This is a genomic window from Alkalihalophilus pseudofirmus (assembly GCF_029094545.1).
GTDB lineage: Bacteria > Bacillota > Bacilli > Bacillales > Bacillaceae_D > Alkalihalophilus > Alkalihalophilus pseudofirmus.
Map to the genome: position 1 here is coordinate 2,758,495 of NZ_CP117835.1, position 12,700 is coordinate 2,771,194.

Consider the following 12,700-nt stretch of genomic DNA (forward strand, 5'->3'; position numbering starts at 1 on the left):
AGGAAAGACGTTCATCTTTCCTTCTCAATGCTTGTCTATGTTTAATAATTAGAAGTTAACAACTTTCTTAGCTGCTTCAATTATTTCTTGATAATCAGGTAACCACTCATCTTCTACTGCAGCAAACGGATAAACCGTATCAGGTGCAGCAACGCGAAGAACTGGAGCTTCAAGACTAAGAATTGCACGCTCAGTGATTTCAGCTACCACGTTTGCTGCGATTCCAGCTGCCTTTTGAGCTTCTTGCACTACGATTGCACGGTTTGTTTTCTCAACAGATGCAATAATTGTATCAATATCTAGCGGGCTGATCGTCATTAAATCGATAACTTCAGCATCGATTCCTTCTTTTTCAAGCTCTTCTGCTGCTTTTAGAGAAGAGTGAACCATCGCGCCGTATGTGATAATAGAAACATCTTTACCTTCACGCTTCACATCAGCTTTACCTAATTCAATTGTGTACTCCTCTTCAGGAACTTCTCCACGGAATGAACGATAAAGTTTCATGTGCTCTAAGTAAACAACTGGATCGTTATCACGGATCGCAGAAATTAATAATCCTTTTGCATCGTATGGAGTTGAAGGAATAACCACTTTTAAACCAGGAGTTTGAGCCATAAGTCCTTCTAAGCTGTCTGCGTGCATTTCAGGCGTTTTTACTCCACCGCCAAATGGTGAACGTACAGTAATTGGTGCATGCTGCTTACCTGCTGTACGGTAACGAAGTCTGTTCATTTGACCTGCGATTGAATCGAATACTTCAAACACGAAACCAAAGAATTGTACTTCCATTACCGGACGGAAACCAGTAAGACCAAGACCAATAGCCAAACCACCAATACCAGACTCAGCAAGAGGTGTATCGAATACGCGCTCTTCACCGAATTCTTTTTGTAAGCCTTCAGTCGCACGGAAAACCCCACCGTTTTGACCAACGTCTTCTCCAAACACAAGAACATCTTCGTTATTCTTAAGCTCATTACGCATAGCATCCGTAATCGCTTGGATCATTGTCATTTGTGCCATCGCTTACTTCGACTCCTTTGCTGTGTACTCTTCCATTTGTTCACGAAGGTTAGCTGGAAGCTCTTCAAACATAAAACCAATTAAGTCAGTGACTTTTTGTTTTGGAGTGCTGTCCGCTTTCTTCATTGCATCTTTAATATCTTCTTTTGCTTTATCTACAACTTCATTCTCTTGCTCTTCTGTCCATAACCCTTTACCTTCTAGGAATTTACGGAAACGTACTAATGGATCCTTTTTTGTCCACTCATCATCAAGATCTGAAGAACGGTAACGAGTAGGATCGTCACCAGCCATTGTATGTGGACCATAACGATATGTCATTGTTTCAATAAGTGTTGGACCATCACCAGCTAATGCACGCTCACGAGCTTGTTTTGTTGCAGCATAAACAGCAAGTACATCCATACCATCAACTTGAATTCCTTCAATACCAGCAGCTACTGCTTTTTGAGCAATCGTCTTAGCAGCAGATTGCTTTTCAACTGGTACAGAAATTGCAAAACGGTTATTTTGAACGATAAATACAGCAGGAGCGTTATATGCACCAGCAAAGTTCATTCCTTCGTAGAAGTCACCTTGAGATGCACCGCCGTCACCTGTGTAAGTGATCGCAATGTTATTTTTCTTTTTACGTTTAAGGCCTAATGCCACACCAGCTGTTTGAATGATTTGAGCACCGATGATAATTTGAGGCACCATAATATTCAAGCCATCAGGAATCTCACCGCCGCCATAGTGTCCGCGTGACCATAAGAATGCTTGGTGTAATGGAAGACCGTGGAATACAATTTGCGGAATATCACGGTAACCTGGAAGGATCCAATCCTCTTTATCAAGCGCAAATTGAGAACCAAGCATTGAAGCTTCTTGACCAGCAACTGGTGCATAGAAACCTAAACGCCCTTGACGGTTTAATGAGATTGCACGTTGGTCCCAAATACGTGTATAAACCATACGCTTCATAATCTCTTGCAGCTCTTCATCACTTAGTTCAGGCATTGCAGCTTCGTTAACAATTTCGCCTTCTTCGTTTAAAATCTGAAACGTTTCAAATTGATTTTCAACTTGCTCTAACGTTTTTGTACTCATCTACCTTCACCTCTACCTTTCTTTTAGCAAATTCACACAATCGTGAATATAGTCTTCATCTGAAACAGTCTTGTTGATTATCTCTTCGGCAAAACTCTTCATTAGGATACCCATTCATAGAAGTTAAATAACCTTCTTTTGTATGAATAAAACGTTTTTCTAGAAAGTTTTTCGGGTATATATGTAGTTTTTGTCGAATTATGTAACTTTTCACGATTGCTTAATCAATATAGATAAGCTAACACGTCTCCTGTATTAGTCTAATCTAAATCAAATTAATACAATTATTCTTTCGGAATTAAGTCTACAACACTAAATCTAAATCCGTCAATCCTTTTGTTTATCGTTTTCTTTGCATATTTTTTCACAAACATTTCGTTCTACTAAAAAAACTGTGTTATAGGTCAATCGTCAAAAGAATAATACAGATACCCCTTTCCACCTTATAATCATTCTTGTTAAAGGCGTTTCATCGCCCTTGCTTTTGAAACAAGAAAAAAAGCGAACTAAAAGTTCACTCTTCATACTGAACTTCTAACTCCGCTTTTTCATAGAAATCTCGTTTTAATTGATTGTACTTTTGTGTATGTTCATTAAAGCTTTCTTTGTATTGTTCTACCACTTCATATTGCTCATTTACTGTGTTTATCTGCGCTTGAAGCTCATCTATTGATAACTCTTCATCCTTTAACAGCTCAAACAACGTACGATCCTCACCCATTGCTTCTATGTAATTTGTATATAAACCATGATACGCATCAAATCGATTATTCATTTCTTCTTCTAAACGAGTAACAAGCTCGACTAATTCTTCTTGATCCAACTCAGTTGCTGCTTCATTGATCCGGTCAAATTCCTCTTTGCTTTGTTCAATACTTTCTTTTTCCTCTTCTATGAGCTCTTCTCTTTGTTCAATAGATGTTATTGCTTCATCTGCAAGCTGCTCAATCTCAACTAAATCATCTGTCCCCATCGTAATCATTTGTTCATACAGCTCATATTCTTTTTCTTCCGCTTCTTGAAGTGCTTGTTGATTTGATACAAATGGTTCTTCTAGTTCGACTGCACTCTCTAAATGTTCATAAATCGTTTCAGTCGCACTGCTGCCACACCCAGCAAGCAGCCCAACCGCTATTGCTAACGAAACAAATCCGTATCTTTTCCTAAACATAAATCCGGTTTCCCCCTAACCTATTAACTGTCTTTAGCTACCTAAAACAGTATATGAACCGACAATAAATAACAAGTGTTAACCATTGTGGAAATAACATCTAATTAAACTCTATGTCCAAAAAATATAGTTATGTGCCTGTATTTTAGTTTTTTTAATCTTTTTTTGAAAAATGGGCATTCATCCAACCACCCACCTAGGTTCTGCATAGAGTAGATAGTGAGTCGCACCTGATGCGATGGCTTTCAACAAAAAGGAGGAATTCAAATGTACGGATACAATTATGGCGGTCAAGGTTGTTACGATCCATGTGGATACGGTTATGGTGCACCAGTAGCAGGTTATGCAGGTGGCGGATGCGGTAAAGGCTTCGCGTTAATCGTAGTATTATTCATCCTATTGATTATCGTGGGTGCGTCTCGCTTTGGTCACGGCGGACACTGCTGCTAATTAGTACAACGAGAGTGAGCCTTGTGCTTGCTCTTTTTTCTTTCAAAATAACTTGCTATTTCAGTTTATTCTTCTTAAAGTAAGAATAGAAATAAAAGGAGTGATACATACATGCTTACGATGAAGGATGTAGTCCGTGAGGGACATCCCGTATTAAGAGAAGTTGCTAAAGAAGTTCCTCTTCCTGCTTCAAAGGAAGATAAAGAAACATTGCAGCGCATGCTTGACTTTGTCATCAATAGTCAAGACCCGGAGCTTTCAGAGAAATATCAATTACGTCCAGGTGTCGGGATCGCTGCCCCTCAAATCGGCATCGCAAAAAGAATGTTTGCTGTTCATGTTGCTGATGACAATGACAATTTATACAGTATGGGGTTATTTAATCCGAAGATTATAAGCCATTCTGTTGAAGAAACGCATCTAGAAAGCGGCGAAGGGTGCTTATCAGTTGACCGTGACATACCTGGGATTGTTCCAAGATATGCCAGGATCACTGTTAAAGGAACCAATCTTGACGGAGAGGAAGTTACCTTACGTCTTCGCGGGCTTGTTTCCATTGTTTTTCAACATGAAATGGACCATTTAAACGGAATTATGTTTTATGATCGAATAGAAGGTTTTAAAGACCCATTTAAAAAAGAATTACCATAAAAGGATGCTCAACCCGGGCTTCCTTTTTTTCTTTTTCTTCTTTAATCCAATGGCAGGATTACCTCTCCCATATTTTACCTCGAAAAACAATAATTCGACGACACATACTAAAGGTATAAAAATATATCGATTGGCGCTTCGTTCGTCAAACAAGAACTAAAGGAGGACCTATTATGTTAAAGCGTATTCGTAAAAAACTGCTTAAAGGCTGTCGTCATCTTTTACCAAAAAATCGTTTGTTGGAAGTATAACTCTTTTTTATTCTGACGAGAATGACATGAATGACTGGTTAAGGATTAGACAAGCCATTTATGTCTATTTTCCATAGATGAAAATATCGTTTAGAATTCAACGTTTGGTTCTTTGCATTTACTTGGCTGATGCTACTTTAAAAGAAAAACATGAAAAAGAGCGGCATTTGCTTTATAATGAAAATATAACCAACGTTAAGGAGAGGTTTTATTTATGATTTTTAAAGTATATTTCCAAAAGAACTTTCACCAAGTTCCAGTGCGTGAATTAACAGAAACTATTTATGTCGAAGGTGAATCAGAATCCGATGTACGTAAAAAACTCGTACCTCGTGAATATAATATTGAATTCGTTACACCTGTCTCTGGGGCATATCTTGAGTATGAAAAACAACATGAAGACTTTAAAGTGGAGTCTATCTAACAAATGAAACAAATGAAAAACAATCAAACAGCTGTATTTGCATTAGGCGGATTAGGTGAGATCGGTAAGAATACCTATGCTGTGCAGTTTCAGGATGAAATTATTCTTATTGATGCCGGAATAAAGTTTCCAGAGGACGAGCTTCTTGGTATTGATTACGTAATTCCTGATTATTCTTTCTTAGTAAAAAATGAAGATAAAATTAAAGGCCTTTTTATTACTCACGGACACGAAGACCATATCGGTGGAATCCCTTATTTATTAAGAGCTGTTAATATCCCAATTTATGGCGGTAAGCTTGCTCTTGGTTTATTAAAAGGTAAACTTGAAGAACATGGGTTATTACGTAAAGCTAAACTTCATGAAATCCATGAAGATCAAGTGGTTAAGTTCACCAAAACTTCTGTTACATTTTTTAGAACAACGCATAGTATCCCAGACTCATACGGAATTGTCGTGAAGACACCTCCAGGAAATGTTGTTCACACAGGGGATTTCAAATTCGACTTTACACCTGTAGGAGAACCAGCCAACTTAACTAAGATGGCAAAGATCGGTGAAGAAGGTGTTCTTTGTTTATTATCTGATAGTACAAACAGTGAAATTCCTGAATTTACAATGTCGGAGCGTAAAGTTGGCGAAAGTATCGATTCCATCTTCAGAAAAGTCGATGGCCGCGTAATCTTTGCTACATTCGCTTCAAACATTCATCGATTGCAGCAAGTGGTTGAAGCTTCAGTGGAGCACGGTAGAAAAGTAGCGGTGTTTGGACGCAGCATGGAAAATGCTTTGACAATCGGCCAAGAGCTTGGTTACATTAAAGCTCCTAAAAATACCTTCATTGAACCTTCGCAGTTAAACAAACTGCCAGACAATCAAGTTACGATTTTATGTACAGGTTCACAAGGAGAACCAATGGCAGCTCTTTCAAGAATTGCTTTTGGGACGCACCGTCAAATTCAAATTATTCCTGGAGATACAGTTGTGTTTTCTTCTTCCCCTATCCCAGGTAATACATTGAGCGTGAGTAAGACAATTAATCAACTTTACCGTGCTGGCGCAAACGTGATTCACGGAGCATTAAGTGATATTCACACGTCAGGTCATGGCGGGCAAGAAGAGCAAAAATTAATGCTTCGCTTAATGAAGCCGCAATATTTCATGCCGATCCACGGAGAATACCGCATGTTAAAAATGCATGTGAAACTAGCAACGGATTGCGGTGTGGAAGAAAAGAACTGCTTTATTATGGATAATGGTGATGTATTAGCTATTCACCCTAATGAGGCTGGTATTGTAGGGAAAATCCCATCTAGCTCAGTCTATGTAGATGGAAACGGTATTGGTGATATTGGCAACATTGTATTGCGTGATCGTCGAATTCTTTCTGAGGAAGGACTTGTCGTTGTAGTAGTAAGTCTGGATATGAAAGAATTCAAGGTGACGGCGGGGCCAGACATTATTTCACGCGGATTTGTGTACATGCGTGAATCCAGTGACTTAATACATGAAGCTCAAAAGCTGCTAAGCAAGCACCTTGATGAGGTCATGGCAAGAAAAACATCGCAATGGTCCGAAATTAAAAATGAAATGACAGATCTTTTAGGACCGTTTTTATATGAGAGAACAAAACGTAAACCAATGATCTTACCAATTATTATGGAAGTGTAAGAAAGTACGAGCGGATATCAAATGATATCCGCTTTTATTTGGTATCATCAAACATCTGTTCAAACCTCTTAATATCTTCATCTGCTCCAAGCACAATAAGAAGGTCATCTTGCTGTATCAATTGGTCTGCTTTAGGTGAAACAATCATTTCTGCTCCACGCTTTATAGCCATTACATTACAGCCGAACGAAGCCCGCACATTTAACTCGACAAGTGTTTTTGCATGCATTTTACTTCCAGCAAACATCTCTATAATACTATACTTATCAGAGACTTCTAGATAATCAAGTACGTTTTTAGACATCAAATGATGAGCGATTCTAGCACCCATATCTCTTTCCGGGTGGACAATCCTCTCTGCTCCTATTTTTACGAGCACTTTTTCATGATAATCATTTTGTGCTTTAACTGTGATATGCTCTACCCCTAATTCATCGAGAATCAGTGTTGTTAAAATACTAGCTTGAATATTATCACCAATCGCAACAATGACATGTTCAAAATTACGTATTCCGAGATGCCTTAATGCTTGTTCATCAGTCGAATCAGCCACTACCGCATGGGTCACTACATCACGATATTGATTGACTTTTGCTTCACACTGATCAATCGCTAACACTTCTACTCCTTGTTCAATAAGAGCACAACAAACGCTCCCTCCAAAACGCCCCAAACCAATGACAGCAAATTGCCTCTTCATACATCACCTCCAATAGGACCTATCTCATCATATTTTCCAGGCAAAATAAAAAGACCTCTTTGAAGAGAGGTCTTTAGCATGACTATTCTTTTGTCTCTAACACACGATTATTTGTGGAATAAGCGAAAAAAAGTCTAACATGAAAGCTAAATCATCATTATGGTTTAAATCTTATAATGAAAGTGTTTTCTGACCAGGCTTCCAATTTGCTGGACAGAGTTCCCCTGTTTGCAGTGCTTGCAGGACACGTAGGGTTTCATCTACATCTCGACCGACATTGTTATGATTTACAACTGAATACATTAACTCTCCCTCTGGACTTATGATGAATAGACCCCGAAGAGCAATCCCTTCTTCTTCAATCAGCACACCATATTCACGCGATACTATATGATTTGTATCTGCCGCTAATGGATATTTCAACTCGCCAAGACCATTATCATCACGCGAGGTGTTGATCCATGCTTTATGAGTATGAATGGTATCAGTTGATACACCAATTATTTCAGCATCTAAGTCATCAAATTTCTCGTATCGATCACTTAAAGATATAATTTCTGTCGGACAAACATGCGTAAAGTCCATTGGGTAAAAGAAAAGCACGGTCCACCTATCATCTTTCATATTATCTTCAAGGCTTACTTTAGAAAATTCTTTGTTTGGCATCACCGCATCCATTTCAAATCGCGGGGCTTGCTTTGCAACCATACGCTTATCTGACATATGTAGTACCTCCTAAAAATAGTTGAACTTTTTATTCATTTTTATGACAACAAAAACACTAAACAATAGTTGAATAAACTATTATAACCATAACCCTTAAACGCTGACTCTTTACTATTTTCACCCGTAAGTAAACGAATCATTCACGCTCTTGCCTACACCTGCTGTATGAATATTTCTCAATCTTTCCATACAAAAGAGAGTGGTTTCTAATTTGTAGTTTAATTGGACTTATGCTACGATTTTTAACGTATTCGGTTAAATACGCGTTTTATTTAGTCGCAATAGGTTATTACTAAATTAGAGAACAGAATGTCAGGAGTGGGTAAATTGGATCAATGGACCAGTTATTTAACAGAAGGAGCATTTTTAACAGCTGTTTTATTAGTAATCGGACAGCTTTTTATTGCCATTATTGCATTTTTAATTGTTCGTGCAATTGGTAGGAGAATTATTAGTTCCGGTTTTGAAAGAATGCAGGCTCAAAAAAACATGACTCATGGAAGAATGAAAACCCTCGAGAAATTAACTCTAAATATTTTTTCCTACATATTAATTTTTGTCTTCGTAACGATCATAGCAGGAATTTTTGAGCTGCCCATCGGAGGTTTAATAGCGGGTGCCGGGGTTGTAGGTCTTGCGATTGGTTTTGGAGCTCAAGGTCTTGTAAGTGATGTAGTAACAGGTTTCTTTTTACTTCTAGAAAAACAGATTGACGTAGATGATTACGTAACTGCCGCTGGTATTGATGGAGTGGTAGAAGAAGTAGGCCTTCGCACGACTCAAATTCGCGGATTTGATGGAACGCTCCACTTTGTACCAAATAGAGAGATCTCAAGTGTCAGCAATCACTCCCGCGGTAACATGCGTGCGTTAATTGATATGAGTATTTCTTATGATGATAATATTGATGAAGCAATTGCTGTTATGCAATCGGTATGTGACAAGATTGCTTTAGAGGATGAAACAATTAAAGAAGGTCCTAACGTGATCGGCGTCCAAGGACTTGGGGACTCTGATGTAGTCATTCGAGTGATTGCCAAAACAGAAAATATGATGCAATGGGCTGTTGAACGAAAACTGCGTAAGGAACTAAAAGAAGCATTAGATGCAAATAATATAGAAATACCTTATCCTCATCAAGTTTATATTGAAAAAAAATAACTTGTTCTCCACATCAAAGGAAGGCTCACACAGCCTTCCTTTTTTCTTTATGACGAAATTAGATTTAATACCTAACACCCTTTGGTGAAAGTTTCATACGTTTATAGTATTCCTATTATGTAAGGAGGGTAAAAATGGGGAAACATCAACGTGATCTAATTAACCTCATGGTTAAAAATGTATTAAAAAAGCATCAGGCTGACCTCAACTTAGACAATATCAGTTCTGAACAAAAGCGTGAGATCCGTGCCATTGTAGAAAATATTCAAGCAGAAGTAGAGCAATTTCTAGATAAAAAGAAATAAATTCTAGAACAACCTACGGACAAACCATTCTCTATGTGAGAGTGGTTTTTATTTTGTGCTTTTTCCTCTGTTAATCTGTCCAGACCATCTTCCTTTTCTTACATATGCTGAACTATAACTCGAAAGGAGGAAAAACCATGAAAAGAATGTATGTTTACAACGGAGAAGCAGCAGCCCAAACAAATAACAGAAGGTGGTCTGCTCTAGATGCAGCTTCGAACCACCGAATTTGTGATGCAAATGACATCGATAACCAAGAAAATGTAGAACAAGGTGCTGCTCAAGCAAATAAGACTTTACAATTATCAGAGGAACATATCATCATTAAGGATTCTACCGATGTTAATGTCATCTCTACTGATGTGAAAGCAGCATTATCACTTCAAGCATCCTTACAAGCAGCCATTGCGATCGTAGTACGTCTTGCATTTGATAATGGTGAAACTGCAGAGCTAGTTACACAAGATTTATTACAAACGGCTAAACTCAAACAACTCTCTTATCAAAAAACAGTGATTGAGAATAGCCATAATGTTGAGGTTATAACTACAGATGCACAAGTTACAGCAAATATTCAACTTTTAGTTCAGTTATTGATAGCGTTACTTGTTAACTTGGATCTGTAATACTGCATTATATGCAGGCAGCTATATGAGTGCCTGCATTTTTTTCTAGGCTTTCGTGGAAAAAAGGACTTCGATTGACCAATCGAAGTCCTTTTCCTTTATTGCTGCTGACGTCCTAGTTTAGCTTCTACTTGCTGACAAACATCTTGAGCCGTCATTCCATCAGCGTTAATAACTGACCCATCAAAAGCCGCATTTTGCATACCCATTACATTTTGATCTTGGCCTGTAATGACGCAACAGTCACAGCCTTGTGAATCTTGTTCATTTCTTAATTGAACGATCTCATACCCCTTAGATTGAAGTTCTTGTTGTACATCTGTAAGCGATTGTTCGACACCAATTTTCGGCATCAGATACACCTCCGTATGAATATAAATTGTTACATCTATAGAGTAACCAACATTCACCAAAGTATGTATATCTTACTCATTTAAAAAGATAAGGCAAATGAAAACCGTGAACTTATTTTGTATTGATAAAACTAATTAAATGATGGACAGCAAATTCGATCGCTTCTTCATCTGGTTCTAATCTAGCATCATGGAGGCCATATTGATTATTTACCCCTAACCAAAACATAAATCCAGGAATTTCTTCTAGAAAATAACCGAAATCTTCACCTGTCATAGCTTCAGGACTCTCAATAAATACTGCTTCTGGACGATTTTTTGTAAACTCTATAAATTCTTCTGTTCTTTCTTGTTCATTATATACTTGGCAATAATTTGCGCCATAGTCAATGGAAGCTTTACATGTAAAACCCACTTCTACTCCTTGCACCAATTGCTCAATTCTCTGTTTAATAATCTGCATTGTCTCCATGGACTTTGTACGTATGGTCCCTTCAATAGTCGCCTCTTCTGCAATAATATTTTGCTTTGTACCACCTTTAATGACACCGATTGTCACTACACCTGCATCAAGCGGGTTAATATTTCGTGAGACAACACTCTGTAACTGAGTAACTAAATGACTTGCTGCCACAACCATGTCATTTGCCGTGTGGGGATAGGCTGCGTGCCCTCCCTTCCCCCTCAAAGTAATAAATAGCTCAGAAGTATTGGCAAAAAGCATACCGACTCTCGTGGAAATCGTTCCTACCGGGTATTCAGGTGCAATATGTAAGGCCATGATCTCATCAGGCCACCACTCACGAAGTTCTTGAGAGCTGAGCATAGGTTCCGCTCCCCCTGGACCTTCTTCAGCCGGTTGAAAAATAAAGAGGAGGTTATGGGCAGGCTGGTTGTTACTATAGTAGCCAAGGACCCCTAGCGCGATGGTCATATGAAAATCATGTCCGCAGGCATGCATAAATCCATCATGAGTAGATTGATAACCTATACAATTTGTTCTCTCTTTTATTGGAAGTCCGTCAATATCAGCACGGTACGCAATGGTTTTTTCAGAGTGACTACCATTCACCTTAACTAAAATACCCGTTCTCCACGTTTTGATCTCTAAGAAGTTTTGAGGCAGCTCATTAATTTTATTAAGTAAGTAAGCTTGCGTCTTAAATTCATTAAATCCAATCTCAGGAATTTGATGTAAATCTCTTCTTATTTTAATAAGGTCTGAAGCATTCAAAAGGCCCCTCCCCTTTCTTTTAATAACTATCTCTTCTAATTATATCATCGACTTGTCTTCAGTTGGAGGATAGTGAATGTATGGAAATGGAAAAAGAGCTTTGCTCTAAAATATAGAGCAAAGCTGCTTTCTTTCCTAATTATTAATCGTTAAGGCGGCGAAGTTCTTGCTTGATCTCCGTTTTACCTTTTGTTTTTTCATCAATCTCTTTAATCACGCGAGCTGGTGTACCTGCTACTACCGTGTTTGGAGGTACATCCTCTGTTACAATAGCTCCAGCTGCTACTACAGCTCCCTTACCTACTGTAACCCCTTCAAGGATAACACAGTTAGCACCAATCACTACATCGTCTTCTACAACAACAGGCTTTGCAGAAGGCGGCTCAATAACTCCAGCTAAGACAGAACCTGCACCAACGTGACAGTTCTTCCCTACTGTAGCTCGTCCACCAAGTACAGCGTTCATATCGATCATTGTACCTTCACCAACAACTGAACCAATGTTAATACTTGCACCCATCATGATAACAGCATTATCACCGATCTCTACTTGATCACGAATGATAGCACCTGGCTCAATGCGTGCTTTGATGTTTTTCATATCAAGAAGCGGAATAGCTGAATTGCGACGGTCATTTTCTACAACAAAATCTTCAATTTTTGCTTCATTTTCTTTTAAAGCCGGTTCAATTTCTTCCCACTCACCAAATAATACGCCTGTATTTCCTGTAACGAATGATTTTGTATTTGCACCAAAATCGATTCCTTCAATTTCACCTTTAATATGTACTTTTACCGGTGTCTTCTTTTGACTGTTTGAAATAAATTGAATAATTTCATTAGCATCCATCATTTTCACGTA

General features: G+C 38.3%; 15 protein-coding genes. 7 read left to right on the forward strand and 8 right to left on the reverse strand.

The annotated features are described in order from the left end of the window. Positions 1-48 precede the first annotated feature (48 nt). The 3 genes from PQ478_RS14725 to PQ478_RS14735 form a co-directional block, all read right to left on the reverse strand. On the reverse strand, positions 49-1,026 hold the full coding sequence (locus PQ478_RS14725; RefSeq protein ID WP_012959565.1) for an alpha-ketoacid dehydrogenase subunit beta: 978 nt from the start codon (positions 1,024-1,026) through the stop codon (positions 49-51). A gap of 3 nt (positions 1,027-1,029) precedes the next feature. Next, entirely contained in the window at positions 1,030-2,115 is a 1,086-nt protein-coding gene (gene pdhA, locus PQ478_RS14730; RefSeq protein WP_012959566.1) for a pyruvate dehydrogenase (acetyl-transferring) E1 component subunit alpha, read from the reverse strand. Positions 2,116-2,629: 514 nt separating this feature from the next. Beyond that, on the reverse strand, positions 2,630-3,286 hold the full coding sequence (locus PQ478_RS14735; RefSeq protein ID WP_289234711.1) for a YkyA family protein: 657 nt from the start codon (positions 3,284-3,286) through the stop codon (positions 2,630-2,632). A gap of 267 nt (positions 3,287-3,553) precedes the next feature. Between PQ478_RS14735 and PQ478_RS14740 the strand changes: the two genes are divergently transcribed. The 4 genes from PQ478_RS14740 (at position 3,554) to rnjA (ending at position 6,733) form a co-directional block, all read left to right on the forward strand. Next, entirely contained in the window at positions 3,554-3,736 is a 183-nt protein-coding gene (locus PQ478_RS14740) for a YjcZ family sporulation protein (protein WP_012959568.1), read from the forward strand. A gap of 111 nt (positions 3,737-3,847) precedes the next feature. Beyond that, positions 3,848-4,387, forward strand: a complete 540-nt coding sequence (def, locus tag PQ478_RS14745) for a peptide deformylase (RefSeq protein ID WP_012959569.1) — start codon at positions 3,848-3,850, stop codon at positions 4,385-4,387. A 465-nt stretch (positions 4,388-4,852) separates the two neighbouring features. After that, on the forward strand, positions 4,853-5,062 hold the full coding sequence (locus PQ478_RS14750) for a DNA-dependent RNA polymerase subunit epsilon (RefSeq protein WP_012959570.1): 210 nt from the start codon (positions 4,853-4,855) through the stop codon (positions 5,060-5,062). Between the two features lie 3 nt (positions 5,063-5,065). After that, positions 5,066-6,733 (forward strand): ribonuclease J1, encoded by a 1,668-nt coding sequence (gene rnjA / locus PQ478_RS14755; protein ID WP_012959571.1) that lies wholly within the window; start codon positions 5,066-5,068, stop codon positions 6,731-6,733. Between the two features lie 34 nt (positions 6,734-6,767). Here rnjA and PQ478_RS14760 read toward each other — a convergent pair whose 3' ends face one another. After that, a complete protein-coding gene (locus PQ478_RS14760) occupies positions 6,768-7,433 on the reverse strand; it encodes a potassium channel family protein (protein ID WP_012959572.1) in 666 nt (221 codons plus the stop codon). A 171-nt stretch (positions 7,434-7,604) separates the two neighbouring features. Next, on the reverse strand, positions 7,605-8,156 hold the full coding sequence (locus tag PQ478_RS14765) for a peroxiredoxin (RefSeq protein WP_289234712.1): 552 nt from the start codon (positions 8,154-8,156) through the stop codon (positions 7,605-7,607). Positions 8,157-8,486: 330 nt separating this feature from the next. Between PQ478_RS14765 and PQ478_RS14770 the strand changes: the two genes are divergently transcribed. The 3 genes from PQ478_RS14770 (at position 8,487) to PQ478_RS14780 (ending at position 10,251) form a co-directional block, all read left to right on the forward strand. Further along, complete coding sequence (locus PQ478_RS14770; RefSeq protein WP_083633338.1) at positions 8,487-9,320, forward strand: mechanosensitive ion channel family protein; 834 nt, start codon at positions 8,487-8,489, stop codon at positions 9,318-9,320. Between the two features lie 134 nt (positions 9,321-9,454). Further along, on the forward strand, positions 9,455-9,625 hold the full coding sequence (locus PQ478_RS14775) for a hypothetical protein (protein ID WP_012959575.1): 171 nt from the start codon (positions 9,455-9,457) through the stop codon (positions 9,623-9,625). A 137-nt stretch (positions 9,626-9,762) separates the two neighbouring features. Beyond that, positions 9,763-10,251 (forward strand): spore coat protein, encoded by a 489-nt coding sequence (locus PQ478_RS14780; protein WP_012959576.1) that lies wholly within the window; start codon positions 9,763-9,765, stop codon positions 10,249-10,251. Positions 10,252-10,349: 98 nt separating this feature from the next. Here the strand turns inward: PQ478_RS14780 and PQ478_RS14785 are convergent, their stop codons facing one another. From PQ478_RS14785 to dapD, 3 genes are all read right to left on the reverse strand, one after another. Further along, a complete protein-coding gene (locus PQ478_RS14785) occupies positions 10,350-10,604 on the reverse strand; it encodes a YkuS family protein (protein WP_012959577.1) in 255 nt (84 codons plus the stop codon). A 112-nt stretch (positions 10,605-10,716) separates the two neighbouring features. Continuing rightward, positions 10,717-11,838: an N-acetyldiaminopimelate deacetylase gene (locus tag PQ478_RS14790; RefSeq protein WP_289234713.1), complete on the reverse strand. Its 1,122-nt coding sequence runs from the start codon at positions 11,836-11,838 to the stop codon at positions 10,717-10,719. 142 nt (positions 11,839-11,980) lie between these two features. Then, a complete protein-coding gene (gene dapD, locus PQ478_RS14795; RefSeq protein ID WP_012959579.1) occupies positions 11,981-12,697 on the reverse strand; it encodes a 2,3,4,5-tetrahydropyridine-2,6-dicarboxylate N-acetyltransferase in 717 nt (238 codons plus the stop codon). Positions 12,698-12,700: the final 3 nt, after the last annotated feature.

Coding starts and splice junctions, on each gene's coding strand:
- PQ478_RS14725 (WP_012959565.1), bottom strand. CDS start 1,026: ATGGCACAAATGACAATGATCCAAGCGATTACGGATGCTATGCGTAAT.
- pdhA (WP_012959566.1), bottom strand. CDS start 2,115: ATGAGTACAAAAACGTTAGAGCAAGTTGAAAATCAATTTGAAACGTTT.
- PQ478_RS14735 (WP_289234711.1), bottom strand. CDS start 3,286: ATGTTTAGGAAAAGATACGGATTTGTTTCGTTAGCAATAGCGGTTGGG.
- PQ478_RS14740 (WP_012959568.1), top strand. CDS start 3,554: ATGTACGGATACAATTATGGCGGTCAAGGTTGTTACGATCCATGTGGA.
- def (WP_012959569.1), top strand. CDS start 3,848: ATGCTTACGATGAAGGATGTAGTCCGTGAGGGACATCCCGTATTAAGA.
- PQ478_RS14750 (WP_012959570.1), top strand. CDS start 4,853: ATGATTTTTAAAGTATATTTCCAAAAGAACTTTCACCAAGTTCCAGTG.
- rnjA (WP_012959571.1), top strand. CDS start 5,066: ATGAAACAAATGAAAAACAATCAAACAGCTGTATTTGCATTAGGCGGA.
- PQ478_RS14760 (WP_012959572.1), bottom strand. CDS start 7,433: ATGAAGAGGCAATTTGCTGTCATTGGTTTGGGGCGTTTTGGAGGGAGC.
- PQ478_RS14765 (WP_289234712.1), bottom strand. CDS start 8,156: ATGTCAGATAAGCGTATGGTTGCAAAGCAAGCCCCGCGATTTGAAATG.
- PQ478_RS14775 (WP_012959575.1), top strand. CDS start 9,455: ATGGGGAAACATCAACGTGATCTAATTAACCTCATGGTTAAAAATGTA.
- PQ478_RS14780 (WP_012959576.1), top strand. CDS start 9,763: ATGAAAAGAATGTATGTTTACAACGGAGAAGCAGCAGCCCAAACAAAT.
- PQ478_RS14785 (WP_012959577.1), bottom strand. CDS start 10,604: ATGCCGAAAATTGGTGTCGAACAATCGCTTACAGATGTACAACAAGAA.